Below are 13,363 nucleotides of genomic sequence, written 5' to 3'. Positions count from 1 at the left end.
TTTAAAAGCTTTTGACTACTTGAGATTTACTTGATAAATCGTGGTACTGCCACTGACTTCATGGCCGACCACCAGGAGGGGTTTCTTATTCGGGGAGTCTTTGGCGGGGATAAATACCAAACCTTCCGGTCCTAAATCACCGGCTTGTCCCATTTCAATCTGCGCTGTAGTCGCTTTAAAATCACGTGAATTAATATATTGCACAAAGACTGGTGATGCAGGTGTAGACACATCATATACCATGATGCCACCGACACGCTCCAGCCCAATAAAGGCAAAGGTTTTTTGACCAATCTGCCCCAAGGTCACCCCTTCAGGTTCCGGCCCTTTATTGTCACTGCGATTATCCAGTCCGGCTTCTTCATGATTAAAGTTGAAAATCTCAGGATGATGTTTGGCAATATACTGCTCAAACTGATCGCCCGAATCCCATACCAGTTCTAAACCGGTCTGCTGATCATTTTCCACCCAGATACTGACCGAGCGTGTACCAAAGCTATATAAATGATCATAGACCAGATTGCCCCGTTCATTCAGTTTGGCTGTACCATCGGCATTTTTTTGATAGCCTTCGGTCCACGTAATATTTAAACGGCCCAACAGATGATCTTCACGGCAGTCTTTGGCATCCCCTACAATAGCACCGCAGTAGGCAAAGTTAGTTGGATTGAGTTCTGCACCTTTGGCCAATACCCGAAGATGAGCTGGTAAATCATCACCCAGACGGCGGTCAAAGCCTTTAGCATGCACCAAGTGTTTCACCCGCCATTCTTCTACAAAGCCTTGGCTGGTATCGTTATTGAAATATGCAGGATTGTTTTCACCCCAGGCACGGGCATCGCCTTCATTGGCAGACACAATATAGGTTTTACCCGCGACCTCGAAACTTGCAATCGCATCTGGCATATACAAGCCACGGACATTGGCCCAAGTTTGAATATCGATTTTGCCTTTACCCTCGACACCATCCGCATCGCTGACATCCATACCATGACCCTTCATGCCATGATCTTTAAAGCCAAATGGATAAACAGCGAGCACCTTGGCAGAAGCCACATCAATTTTGGCCAAGGCATTGTTTTCCTGTAAGGCAACCCAAGCAGTTTTTCCATCTTTTGAAACAGTGATGTACTCAGGTTCAAAATCCTGAGCTGTGCTGGCCTTTGGTCCGAAAATGCGGATGCCCTGTTCACGCAATGCTGCTTCCCATCCATTAAAGGCCTTAAAGTCTGCTGTACGAACGATCGGGGCTTTTAAATTGGCCAGACTAATGACAGACACTGAACCTTCTGGATCGACCTGATAATCATCAGAAGGCTCGCCTTCATTGGCCACCAGCAAGCTTTCACCATCCGGTGTGAAAGTCAACATGTCCGGCAAGGCACCCACCTGTACGTGGGCCAGCTTACTCAGGTCTTTGGCCTGATATAAGGCCACATAGCCAGGATCGGTTTTCACAGCAGCCTGAATCGCAATGGCGACAATGCCATTATGTACCGCGACACTGTTGACCTCAGCCTCTGGCGCAATGTCATCGACCGTGATAGATGTTATTTTTTTCGGCTGATCAGGTCGACTTAAATCCAGTACATCCAATACGCCTTCTTTGGCATTGACCACGAATAGGCGTTGACTCTCGGCATCAAAGGCCGGAATTTCTGCTGCACTTTGCGCAAACATACCCGATTCATAAGCAGCTAATTTGCTTAACTCGATCGAGTTCGGTGTAGCCTCGACGATTGGAACCGGTGTTTCATTTTCATTCTCACTTCCACATGCCACCATCCCCACAGCCAGCATGGCCACTATCAAAGACTTTAATTTTAATTTCATTTTTTTGTTGATCTATCATGAAGAATTCGTGACCAATTTATAACCAGAGCATTGCAGTGCCATGACAGATCGGTTGCAGTTCCTTGACACAACACTGCTATAAAAGTTGAAACGCTTTATATACGACAGACTCGGCTGATTCCTTTAAACTATTCAAAATTTTCAGTTTTCCAGAATTATGAATGCCACGCCTACGCATCAAGCCTTAGATCCCGAGTTTAGATTGTTGGTCTTGTTGGTCTCGATTGGCTTTTTCATGCAGGGGCTGGATACCACCATTATTAATACCGCCTTACCTGCAATTGCCCAAAATTTGCAGGAAGATCCGCTACGCATGCACAGTGTGGTCGTGGCTTATGTGCTGTCTGTGGCGGCCTGCATTCCCTTAAGTGGCTGGCTGGCAGACCGGTTCGGGGTCAGAAATACCTATTTTGCTGCGATTATTATTTTCTCTTTGGCCTCTTTGGGCTGTGCCTGGTCAAGTAGCCTGAATGAATTATTGGTGTACCGGATCTTTCAAGGGATCGGTGGTGCATTATTGCTGCCGGTCGGCCGTTTGGCGATGCTGAAGATCATTCCCCGTACCCAATTTCTGGCCGCCATGAGTCTGATGAGTCTGGCCGGTCTGATTGGTCCGTTGATTGGCCCGACCCTAGGTGGCTGGATGGTCGAATATCTGTCCTGGCACTGGATTTTCCTGATCAATCTGCCGATTGGCTTGCTGGGCGCACTGATTACCTTTAAGGCCATGCCGAATGTACTTGAACCTACAGTCGCCCATTTTGATTATTGGGGCTTTATCTTGCTGGTCGTGGCCATGGTGGGCCTCTGTCTCGGAATTGAAAATTTTGCCAGTCCACACAACTCGCTGTGGTGGAGCCTCAGCCTGATTCTGGCCGGTTTATTGGCCACCCTGATTTATGCCTATCATTCACATACGCATAGCAACGCGCTGTTTCGCAGCCAGCTGTTTAAAAATAAAATTTATGCGATTGGCATTTTGGGTAATTTCTTTGCCCGTCTCGGCGGCAACTCGATTCCGTTTTTATTGCCTCTGATGTTGCAAGTCGCATTCGGTTTTGAACCTTTTATTACCGGTTTATTGATGATTCCGACTGTGCTCGGTTCGCTGGCCTCCAAACCGATTATCCGCAACATCATTCAGCGTTTTGGCTATCGCCGTGTCTTGCTGGTCAATACTTTGCTGGTGGGTCTGTGTATTGCCAGTTTTGCCCTAACCACAGCGGAAACCCCTATCTGGCTCCGTGCGATTCATTTCTTTATCTTCGGCATTTTAAATTCACTGCAATTCGTGTCGATGAATACCCTGACCTTAAAGGACTTAAGCCAGCAGGATGCCAGTAGCGGCAACAGTTTCCTGTCGATGATCATGATGCTGTCGATGAGTATCGGGGTGGCACTGGCAGGAACACTGGTGAACATGCTGAGTGCCTATTACGGCGCTGACAATCTGGTGGCTGCTTTTCATGTATCACTGATCTGTTTAGGCTGCATCAATATTATTGCGGCCTATATTTTCTGGCATATTCCTAAAAATACCCCGGTTTGATGCGCTATATTCACTTTGGGCTGATTGTAAGTTTTAGGCTAAATCACATATAGGCAAGGACTGAAAATGCAAAAAAATCAGGCTCCGAACAGAGTTCATAAATCGCTCTTGATTGGGCTGGGCATACTGATCACTGTGATTACGATCGCCATGGTCTATCTCTGCCTGATGAAAGCACCGTCTGCCCATGCAGCCGATTATCCTATTCAGGGTTTTGATGTATCGCATCATCAAAAAGAGATTCAGTGGCAGCAGATTTCGCCTGAAAAATACCGTTTTGTTTATCTGAAAGCCACTGAAGGCGGCGACTTTAAAGATACCCGTTTTCAGGAAAATTGGTTGAAAGCACGTGAACGCGGCTTTCTGGTCGGTGCCTATCATTTTTACCGGCTCTGCCGCGATGGCAGCATTCAAGCCCAGAATTTTATTGACTCCGTACCCAATAAACCGGATGCCTTACCGCCAGTAATTGATCTGGAATATGACAGCAAATGCATCAATACCTATTCTAAAGAGCAGCTTTTAAACGAAATTCAGGTGATGCACGATGCCCTGAAAAAGCATTATGGCAAGCAGCCGATTTTCTATATTTCTAAAGCTTTTTATAATATTGTACTGGCAGGACACTTTCCTAACGTACCACTCTGGGTACGTGAATACAAAGGTCTGCCTGATTTAAAAGATCAGCCTAAATGGACGTTTTGGCAACATACCAGTCAGGGGAAAATTCCCGGTATTACCACACCGGTAGACCTGAATGTTTTTTATGGCTCAGAACAGCAATGGCTGGATTTTCTCAAAAAGAATGCGATTGTAGTACCTTCATCTGAGAATAAAGCGAAATAAAGCTGATCGCCTGAAAACAAGTTCTTTATAAAAACAACAAGGAAATAAAAAGATTGAAATGGATAAAAGGCATTTTACTCGGTCTGGTGATTCTACTCCTACTCATCGCGGGTATGCTGGCTTATCTGTTGCAAGCTTCGGGCAAGGTTAGTGACTTTCAAGCGTGGCAGCCGCAAACCGGTATATCCGTTCACGGGCTTACAGTCAAATTTTTTGGTGTGTCCACCCTGTTACTCGATGATGGCCACGATCAGATCCTGATCGATGGTTTCTTTAGCCGGCCATCTTTGCGGCAAGTAATCACTCGACCTATTCAAAGTGATAAGCTGCTCTTAGAACAACTGGTACAATGCCATGAATTGAGCAGAACCCAAGCCATTCTGGTCAGTCATTCTCATTATGATCATGTTCTGGATGTCCCGGCTTTACTAGAGATGCTTCCCGAAACTGCTGTGGTCGGTTCGCCGAGCACCCTGAATATCGCCCGGGCAAATCCCAAAGTTACTCCACAGCAATTACAGCCGATTAAGCCTGGGCAAGTACAGCAATGGGGACATTTCCAGACCACGGCAATTCCCTCATAACATACCCCGCCCACAGCGATAAATGATGATTTAGGCGAAGAGCTGCTGCGGCCTTTAACTCTTCCGGCTAAATTTTCCGAATTTAAAGAAGGTGGCAGTTTCGATTACCTGATTGAGCATGCGAGATATAAAATTCTGGTCAAGACCAGTACCGGATTTATCCCGGATCAATTTAAAAACCTACAGGTCGATACTTTATTTTTAGGCATTGCCCAGCTTTCCAGACAATCTTCTGCCTATCAGCAACAATATCTAGCTGAAACCCTGAACATGCTCAAGCCCAAAGTGGTGATTCCAATGCATTGGGATGATTTTTTTCAGCCTTTAAACCAGCCGCTGCAATTTTTACCTCGTCTTGCCGATGACACCCCAAAAAGTTTGCAACTTCTGATTCAGGCTGCCGAGACACAAGGGACCAAAGTCGTTCTGCTCAGTGGACCGCAACCCTATTTACTCAACTCAGCCTTCGCTTCCCAATCCGATTAAAGCCCCTTAAGATAGCGGATATGCGCAAAATTATTCATATTGATATGGATGCGTTTTATGCCTCGGTAGAGCTGCGTGAACGTCCAGAACTGAAAGACTTACCTGTGGTGATAGCCTCGCATCATCCTCGGGCGGTGGTCGCGGCTGCCTCCTATCCGGCACGGTTTTATGGCCTGCGTTCTGCCATGTCCATGGGGCAGGCGCGCAAACTGTGTCCTCAAGTTATCGTGATTGAGCCAGATTTTGCCAAATACCGGCAGGTATCGGCACAGATTCATCAGATCTTCCAACAATATACTTCCCTGATTGAACCACTGTCTCTGGATGAAGCCTTTCTGGATGTCACAGAAAATTTAAAACAAATCCCAAGTGCTACCGAAGTCGCCATGCGAATTCGCGAGGATATTTTTCAAGCCACCGGATTAACTGCTTCTGCTGGTGTAGCGCCCAACAAGTTTCTCGCTAAAATTGCTTCGGACTGGCACAAACCGAATGGGATCTGTGTGATTAAGCCATCACAAGTTCAGGGATTCATCCAGGATCTGCCACTGAAAAAAATTCCTGGTGTCGGTAAAGTCACCCAGGAAAAACTGAAAAGCCTGAATCTAGAAACTTTAGGCGATTTACAGCAAATTGATGAAGCCTTACTGATTCAACATTTCGGCAAATATGGACGGCGGCTATTTTTGTATGCTCAAGGCATTGATGAACGACCGGTCGAAGTGGAACGGGAACGCCAGCAAATTTCCAAAGAAACCACTTTTGATGATGACCTGCATCTGAACCAATGTCGCCCCTATTGGGAGCCTTTACTTGGACAAGTATGGCAAAGCCTGCAAAAGAAACAGCTTTCTGCTCGCGGCGTTACGGTCAAATTAAAACTCAAGAATTTTCAGGTGATGCAACACAGTAAAAGTTTTAAACAGGTGCTGCGTAGCCCACAGGAATTAGCCCAAGCCTTGGACTTACTGCTCGACGACCTGCATATTGCTCCGCAGATGCAATTTCGGCTGATCGGCGTCGGCGTGTATCAGCTCAGCGTCCCCGAAACTGAAACCCAGTTATTGCTACTCTAAACCTTTTTTGATCATGTTTTAGGCATCAGTTTAAAAATACGGCAACTTTGTTTTTACATTTTGATTTTTTAGAGTACTCTATCTGCGCAATGCATTATCCATGTATGTGCCGAGATGCTGAAAATCACCTTTACTTTCAGCATGATGTCCTGTGATTAGCGTGACGATCAAATCCGAATATTGCAGGGCAACTCTGATGTAACTCATGGAATCCCCTCCTGCATGTCTTCTGTAAATTCTTCTGTTGTTCAAGAACAACGCGCACGTAAAGCTGCGCTGTCTAGTTTTGTTGGTGCTGTTGTCGATTGGTATGATTTTCTCCTTTATGGCATTGTTGCAGCCTTAATTTTTAAAGATCAGTTTTTCCCCAGTATTGGCGAGAACATGGGTACCCTTGCGGCTCTGGCCACCTTTGGGGTCGGCTTCCTGTTTCGTCCTTTAGGTGGTGTGGTATTTGGTCACTTTGGTGACAAGCTCGGCCGTAAAAAAATGCTGGTACTTACGGTAATCCTGATGGGAATTTCCACGGTCGGGATTGGTCTGCTGCCAAATTTTGAAGCAATTGGCTGGTGGGCTCCGGTGCTGTTGGTGTTTTGCCGTGCCTTGCAAGGCTTTGCCGTGGGTGGTGAATGGGGCGGTGCAGCACTCATGGCCGTAGAAAATGCGCCAAAAGGAAAAAAAGCCTTTTATAGCAGTGGGGTTCAGGTCGGTTATGGCGTCGGTCTGGTCCTGGCGACCGGTGCAGTGTCGATTATTATTGCAACACTGGGTGAAGAAGCCTTTGCTGAATGGGCATGGCGTATTCCCTTTCTGGCCAGCATCGTACTGTTAGCTGTAGCGATGTGGATCCGACGTGATCAGGATGAATCGCAAGAGTTTGTGGAAAAGGTGGTGAAAGCTGATCATAAACCAGAAAAACTGCCGATCTTGCAGGCGATCAGCAAACATCCAAAAGCTTTCTTTTATATTATTGCCTTACGTTTGACTGAATTGCTGACCATGTATCTGGTCACCAATTTCGCCCTGAACTATTCCACCAGCAACCTAGGCATGGACAAACAGTTCTTCCTGAATATCACCCTGATGGTCGGAGCTATTAGCTGTTTCAGTATTCCATTTTTTGCCTGGCTGGCGGATAAATTCAATCATCAGAAAATGTGTGTCTGGGGTGGTTTGATTGGTGCGCTTTCAGCCTTTCCCTTCTTTATGGCACTCGATGCACAAAACACCTGGATGATTATCGTCGGGGCAATTTTACTGGCGAACATCGCACACGATATGGTGGTTAGTGTCCATCAACCGATTTTCACCTCCTTGTTTGGCACAGAATACCGCTACAGCGGTGCCGGAGTTGGTTATCAGGTGGCGAGTATCATTGGTGGGGGTTTTACCCCATTTATTGCAGCGGCACTGGTGATTTGGGCGGATGGTTCATGGCATTATGTAGCCATCTATCTGGCGGTGGGTTGTCTGCTGACTGCATTGGTCGCAGCCCTGATGCCCAAAACTCAGGATGAACAACATGACAGTTGAACGTTTACACGTATCGAAACGCTTTTCGGAAATTGCTATTGCCGGTAATCTGGTACATCTTGCCGGCCAGCTGGCCACAGATGTCGAACTGGATATTAAAGGGCAAACCCAACAGACTTTAGATATTATTGACCAGTTTCTGACAGATGCCGGTACCGATAAAAGTCACATCATGTCGGTGACCATCTATTTGAAAGACATTGAAAAAAATTATGCAGCCTTCAATGAAGTCTGGGATGCCTGGGTCGCTGATATCGAAGCCCTGCCTCGTACCTGTGTCGAAGCAAAACTCTATGATCCACGGGTATTGGTCGAACTGACTGTCGTGGCGGTTAAACCGGAATAATGTTTCAAGATCGATATTCATAAAAAAAAGCATGCTTCTGGCATGCCTTTTTGTTTTAACCGACTGCTTTGATTTTACTGCGCTCTAAATCCGAATATAAATAATATTTTTTCAGATCATTGCTAACTGTATATTTGGGCATTTTCTGCATTTGCGCTTGCTCCTGCAAGAAGTCCTGGCGCAACTGATAATATTCCGGCACATCATCGTAACGGATCACCCGATAACCAGCCATGGTCAGTAATGCATCCTGGAATCCTGTCTGTTGTGGACGCTTAAGGATTAATGGGTCGTCTACCGCTACAACTGCCAGAATCTGATATTGCTGATCCAGAATTACAAAATCTGCAGTCAGGTTGCGGTACTTATGTCGAGTCCGGTTAAATTTAGTCGTCATTAAGGCATCATAGGAAACATGTGCCAAAATGATGTATTCAGGTAATACTTCCCTCAAACGGGTGAAGGTCAATTGCTCATTCAGGTTAAAAATAGCACGTTGCTTTAACGCACTGTCTTGTGGTTTGGAATTATTTCCGAGCTTTTTCCATGCCATGAGCACGACACAGAAGAGCAGGAAACTCCCAATCATAATATAGGTGGTCATGCCTAAATCCTTGAATTCTTATAATCATTTTTGTTTTATTGTTGTGCAGTATAAACCCACGCTTTATTTTAAATAGATATAACAACCAATCTGTTTAAATACCCATACAACTGGTATCAAAACTCGATTCTGTGTTACCTAAAGTGACATCTCTCTAGATGCCAATGAAAGTGGATTTAAAGTACTGATAATGCACTCTAAAACATCCATGGAATTGACCGCAATACATATCTGCCCAACTGTAGGACAATTCCGACAAAGTGTTATTTTTATATCACTTTTTTAAAGAATTTAATTCAAATAATATATTCTTTTACACTTTCAACTGACAAGCTCAGGCTACGTTACTTTACCCAAGAGCTAAAAAAAGACACCGAAGTGTCTTTTTATTAAATTAATTATGCACGTGATTTGGGCTTCGCTTTAGGCTTTGGCCCACCAAACGGTTTTTTGGCATCGCCTGTTTCACGTGGTGGCAAACCGGTGTGCTGGGTCAGAATTTGCCCACGTTCAGGACGTTTCTTGGTATTTGAAGGACGTGACTGAGCTTGTGCAGCCTTGCTACGATTCCCTTGCTCACCGGTACGTTTTTGCGAATCACCTGCAACCGTCGAGTTTTTCTTACGCGCCGATTGATACTGACCGTCTGTACTGCCTGCAGGCTGATAAGTCGGAATCAAATGCTGTTTCGAGTTACCAATCAAATCCTGACGGCCCATTTCTTTCAGGGCTTCACGCAATAACGGCCAGTTGTTTGAATCATGATAACGCAAGAAAGCTTTGTGCAGACGACGACGTTTCTCACCTTTCACAATGTCGACATTTTCAGTATAACGCGCCACTTTCGCCAGCGGGTTTTTACCAGTGTAGTACATGGTAGTTGCAGTCGCCATTGGTGAAGGATAGAAGGTCTGTACCTGATCGGCACGGAAACCATTCTTCTTCAACCAAATCGCCAAATTCATCATGTCGTAATCGGTAGTTCCCGGATGCGCCGCGATGAAGTAAGGAATCAAGTATTGTTCCTTACCGGCTTCTTTACTGTAACGATCAAACATTTGCTTGAAGCGGTCATAGGTACCAATACCCGGCTTCATCATTTTATTGAGTGGACCTTTCTCGGTATGTTCAGGCGCAATTTTTAAGTAACCACCGACATGATGGGTGACAAGTTCTTTGACATATTCAGGGTTTAAAACCGCAAGATCATAACGTAGGCCTGAACCAATCAGAATCTTTTTAATACCCGGTAAGCTACGTGCCTTACGGTATAACTGCGTCAATTGCGCATGGTCGGTATGCAGGTTTTGGCAAACCCCCGGGAATACGCAAGATGGTTTACGACAGTTCTTTTCAATCTCAGGATCTTTGCAGGCCAAACGGTACATGTTGGCTGTTGGGCCACCCAAGTCCGAGATAATACCGGTAAAACCCGGTGCGGTATCACGGATTTTTTCCACTTCTCGTAGAATCGATTCTTCTGAACGATTCTGGATAATACGACCTTCATGTTCCGTAATCGAACAGAAAGTACAACCACCGAAACAGCCACGCATGATATTCACAGAGAACTTGATCATGTCGAATGCCGGGAAACGTGCATTGCCATAAGCAGGATGCGGCAGACGTGCATAAGGCAGGTCAAACACATAGTCCATTTCTTCGGTAGTCAACGGAATTGGCGGTGCATTCAACCAGACATCACGTTCACCATGCTTTTGTACCATAGCACGCGCATTTCCCGGATTGGTTTCCAGATGCAGAATACGGTTGGCATGTGCATAGAGCACTGGATCAGCAGCAACTTCTTCAAAAGCAGGCAAACGGATTACGGCCAATTCGCGCGGCGGTAACTTATGTTTAATCGCTTTAGAAGCCGGTTGCAGTTGCACAATTTGCGTATCAGGATCTAAGTCATCCCCTGCTCGCACAATCGGATTGGCTACATGTTCTTTTTGGAAACCCTGGTACTGGCTAGAATCTTTCCCTTGTTCAATCTCACAACCGTCGATATCTTCAGTCATGACATAAGGGTTAATAATTGGATCCACACGGCCAATCGCATCCACATCATTCGATGCGATTTCAACAAATTTGGCTTTAGAGGCACGGTTGTGTTTATTCACAATAAACGCTGTACCGCGAACATCAGTAATCTCGTGAATTTTCTCGCCACGCGCCAGACGATGCATAATTTCAGTGATTGAGCGTTCACCATTGCCGTACATCAAAAGATCGGCTTTTGAATCCATCAAGACTGAACGACGGACTTTGTCTGACCAGTAATCATAATGCGCAATACGACGTAACGATGCTTCAATACCGCCGAGCAATACCGGTACATCCGGATAAGCTTCACGGACACGCTGACAATACACGGTTGCCGCACGGTCTGGACGTTTGTTTGGCTGGTTGTCTGGTGAATAGGCGTCATCAGAACGGATTTTACGGTCAGCCGTATAACGGTTGATCATAGAATCCATATTCCCTGCTGTTACACCCCAAGCAATATTCGGTTTACCCAGAACGCGGAACGCATCCACGCTGGTCCAGTCTGGCTGTGCAATAATGCCGACACGGAAGCCTTGTGCTTCTAGGGTACGGCCAATAATGCCTGAACAGAAAGATGGATGATCGATATAAGCATCGCCACAAACTAAAATAAAATCACAGCTGTCCCAGCCGAGTTGATCCATTTCCTCGCGTGACATCGGCAAAAATGGCGCAGGGTCAAAACAAGACGCCCAATATTTGTCGTAATCAAACAACGCTTTTGGCGCAGTCTGCATGGTATAAGCAGTAGACATGGCTAGCAATTCTCGGCTGGCAGATGATAGGAGATCTAAAAATAAGATCAAAGATGAAAGCCGATTATTTTACCATGAATCAGCTCTAGCTTGCTTGATTATAATTTATACAAAATCAGAGACTAACTGAATCACGCTTTATTTATCACTTGAATCTAAAGTTTAAATATATCAAAAAAGAAATTTATTTTATTTATGAGGAGAAAAGCTTGGAAATAATCTCTAATTTGAACGGAGTTTTAAACTAAATGACAAACCAGTCAATAATAATGCGGCAATAAACACAGTTAATCCTATCCAGCCATAGTTCTCCCACACCAATCCGCTTGAGCTCCCCCACACACTTGAACCCAGGTAATAGCAAAATAAATACAGCGACGAACCGACTGCCCGATACTGTAAGGACTGGATCGACACCCAGCTACTGGCAGTCGAATGGGCAGCGAAAAAAGAAAAAGTAAAAATCAGCAATCCGATAAAAACAATAACCAACTGATTGATCAGCATCAGCGCCAAGCCCACAAGCATCATCAGGATCATGGCTGCCAATATATTGAATTTGCCATAATGCCGTCCCCAATGTGCTGCTCGAGGGGAGCTATAAATACCAGCCAAATAAGTAATTGAAATCACGCCAATCCAGACATGAGATAACTCAAATGGCGCTTGGATCAAGCGATAACTCAGATAATTAAATACCGAGACAAAGCAGCCCATCAAGATAAAACCTTGCAGGAATAAAACCCGAAGTTTTGGATCAGCGAGATTCTGCCTAAATGAGTTTTTAAAACGATTCAGCTTGATTGGATAGGCTTTAAAATGTTGCGAAGCGGGTAATAGGTAAGAAAATAATCCAGCGATACAAAGATTTAAGATACCGATAATCAAAGTGGCAGATTGCCAGGAGATAAAATCCACTAAAACTCCGGCAATTAAACGCCCTCCCATACCACCTATCGCTGTGCCAGAAATATATAAGCCCATGGCAAAACCGATATCTTTTTCTGCAATTTCTTCTCCGATATAAGTCATCGCGACCGCAGCGACACCACTGACTGTCAATCCAATCATTACTCGTGTGGTCAGAAACACGGACCAGATCGGCAATATTGCACTTAATAGTAATAATACTGAGACTGAAAATAGAGACCAGACCATAATCGGCTTACGACCGAATCGGTCTGATATTAGTCCAGTAAAAATCAGGCCAACTGCCAAGGCAATGGTAGAAAAAGATAAAGGGAAACTGCTTTGAGTCGGGCTGACCTGGAAATAATCAGCCAGAATCGGCATCATCGGCTGTACGCAATACAGTGATGAAAAAATGGCAAAGCCAGCAAGGAATAAGGAAAAAAGCACTGCTTTAAAAGCAGAAGAGCCATATTCAATATGGCTTGAAGATGAATTTGAGGACATATCCGCTCCATAGACCGGTTCAGTATACGCCTCTCAATTTTATTTTTATGTGATGTTTCAGTCGAAATAGCACATAAATAACATTTATTTGACTAAATTCCACGCATAAAAAAATCCCCCTCTGCCTTGGCGGAGGGGGATTTTGGAATAATGAGCTGGCGATGACTTACTCTCACATGGGTAATCCCACACTACCATCAGCGCTAAGAGGTTTCACTTCTGAGTTCGGGAAGGGATCAGGTGGTTCACTCTTGCTATGGTC

10 protein-coding genes, 1 rRNA gene and 1 pseudogene are annotated in these 13,363 nt (G+C 45.1%); 6 read left to right on the top strand and 6 right to left on the bottom strand.

Annotation, left to right across the window (positions count from 1 at the left end; translation table 11 throughout):
- Positions 1-15: 15 nt before the first annotated feature.
- Complete coding sequence (locus MTX11_RS00055) at positions 16-1,833, bottom strand: choice-of-anchor I family protein (RefSeq protein WP_420909218.1); 1,818 nt, start codon at positions 1,831-1,833, stop codon at positions 16-18.
- A gap of 178 nt (positions 1,834-2,011) precedes the next feature.
- On the opposite strand from MTX11_RS00055, the gene mdtD reads away from it, so the two are divergent.
- From mdtD to dinB, 4 genes and pseudogenes are all read left to right on the top strand, one after another.
- Positions 2,012-3,403 (top strand): multidrug transporter subunit MdtD, encoded by a 1,392-nt coding sequence (gene mdtD / locus MTX11_RS00050; protein WP_195725454.1) that lies wholly within the window; start codon positions 2,012-2,014, stop codon positions 3,401-3,403.
- Positions 3,404-3,469: 66 nt separating this feature from the next.
- The gene (locus tag MTX11_RS00045; RefSeq protein WP_004644887.1) at positions 3,470-4,249 is read left to right on the top strand and encodes a glycoside hydrolase family 25 protein; all 780 of its coding nucleotides are present in this window, start codon (positions 3,470-3,472) and stop codon (positions 4,247-4,249) included.
- Between the two features lie 53 nt (positions 4,250-4,302).
- Positions 4,303-5,319 (top strand): annotated as a pseudogene (locus MTX11_RS00040) (MBL fold metallo-hydrolase).
- 20 nt (positions 5,320-5,339) lie between these two features.
- The gene (gene dinB, locus MTX11_RS00035; protein WP_243474059.1) at positions 5,340-6,395 is read left to right on the top strand and encodes a DNA polymerase IV; all 1,056 of its coding nucleotides are present in this window, start codon (positions 5,340-5,342) and stop codon (positions 6,393-6,395) included.
- 78 nt (positions 6,396-6,473) lie between these two features.
- On the opposite strand, the gene MTX11_RS16575 is transcribed toward dinB, so the two are convergent.
- A complete protein-coding gene (locus tag MTX11_RS16575; RefSeq protein ID WP_004644884.1) occupies positions 6,474-6,602 on the bottom strand; it encodes a hypothetical protein in 129 nt (42 codons plus the stop codon).
- Positions 6,603-6,617: 15 nt separating this feature from the next.
- Here MTX11_RS16575 and shiA point away from each other — a divergent pair, with 15 nt between their 5' ends.
- Positions 6,618-7,928: a shikimate transporter gene (gene shiA / locus MTX11_RS00030; RefSeq protein ID WP_243474058.1), complete on the top strand. Its 1,311-nt coding sequence runs from the start codon at positions 6,618-6,620 to the stop codon at positions 7,926-7,928.
- Positions 7,918-8,274, top strand: a complete 357-nt coding sequence (locus MTX11_RS00025; protein WP_243474057.1) for a RidA family protein — start codon at positions 7,918-7,920, stop codon at positions 8,272-8,274. The genes shiA and MTX11_RS00025 overlap by 11 nt, the downstream gene beginning before the upstream one ends.
- Before the next feature lie 55 nt (positions 8,275-8,329).
- On the opposite strand, the gene MTX11_RS00020 is transcribed toward MTX11_RS00025, so the two are convergent.
- From MTX11_RS00020 to rrf, 4 genes are all read right to left on the bottom strand, one after another.
- Positions 8,330-8,878, bottom strand: a complete 549-nt coding sequence (locus MTX11_RS00020) for a DUF2726 domain-containing protein (RefSeq protein WP_219307633.1) — start codon at positions 8,876-8,878, stop codon at positions 8,330-8,332.
- A 398-nt stretch (positions 8,879-9,276) separates the two neighbouring features.
- Entirely contained in the window at positions 9,277-11,685 is a 2,409-nt protein-coding gene (locus MTX11_RS00015) for a YgiQ family radical SAM protein (protein ID WP_243474056.1), read from the bottom strand.
- Positions 11,686-11,907: 222 nt separating this feature from the next.
- Positions 11,908-13,101 (bottom strand): MFS transporter, encoded by a 1,194-nt coding sequence (locus MTX11_RS00010; protein WP_243474055.1) that lies wholly within the window; start codon positions 13,099-13,101, stop codon positions 11,908-11,910.
- Between the two features lie 153 nt (positions 13,102-13,254).
- A 5S ribosomal RNA gene (rrf, locus tag MTX11_RS00005) occupies positions 13,255-13,363 on the bottom strand; the annotation flags it as partial.

It is taken from the genome of Acinetobacter lwoffii (assembly GCF_022809915.1).
Lineage (GTDB): Bacteria > Pseudomonadota > Gammaproteobacteria > Pseudomonadales > Moraxellaceae > Acinetobacter > Acinetobacter lwoffii_M.
The sequence above is the reverse complement of the archived record's forward strand: the minus strand, read 5'-3'. Positions and strand labels throughout refer to the sequence as shown.

What these genes read in the sequence shown, in the direction of transcription:
- MTX11_RS00045 (WP_004644887.1), top strand. Translation starts at nt 3,470, where the DNA reads ATGCAAAAAAATCAGGCTCCGAACAGAGTTCATAAATCGCTCTTGATT.
- shiA (WP_243474058.1), top strand. Translation starts at nt 6,618, where the DNA reads ATGTCTTCTGTAAATTCTTCTGTTGTTCAAGAACAACGCGCACGTAAA.
- MTX11_RS00010 (WP_243474055.1), bottom strand. Translation starts at nt 13,101, where the DNA reads ATGTCCTCAAATTCATCTTCAAGCCATATTGAATATGGCTCTTCTGCT.
- MTX11_RS00055 (WP_420909218.1), bottom strand. Translation starts at nt 1,833, where the DNA reads ATGAAATTAAAATTAAAGTCTTTGATAGTGGCCATGCTGGCTGTGGGG.
- MTX11_RS00020 (WP_219307633.1), bottom strand. Translation starts at nt 8,878, where the DNA reads ATGACCACCTATATTATGATTGGGAGTTTCCTGCTCTTCTGTGTCGTG.
- dinB (WP_243474059.1), top strand. Translation starts at nt 5,340, where the DNA reads ATGCGCAAAATTATTCATATTGATATGGATGCGTTTTATGCCTCGGTA.
- MTX11_RS00015 (WP_243474056.1), bottom strand. Translation starts at nt 11,685, where the DNA reads ATGTCTACTGCTTATACCATGCAGACTGCGCCAAAAGCGTTGTTTGAT.
- MTX11_RS16575 (WP_004644884.1), bottom strand. Translation starts at nt 6,602, where the DNA reads ATGAGTTACATCAGAGTTGCCCTGCAATATTCGGATTTGATCGTCACG.
- MTX11_RS00025 (WP_243474057.1), top strand. Translation starts at nt 7,918, where the DNA reads ATGACAGTTGAACGTTTACACGTATCGAAACGCTTTTCGGAAATTGCT.
- mdtD (WP_195725454.1), top strand. Translation starts at nt 2,012, where the DNA reads ATGAATGCCACGCCTACGCATCAAGCCTTAGATCCCGAGTTTAGATTG.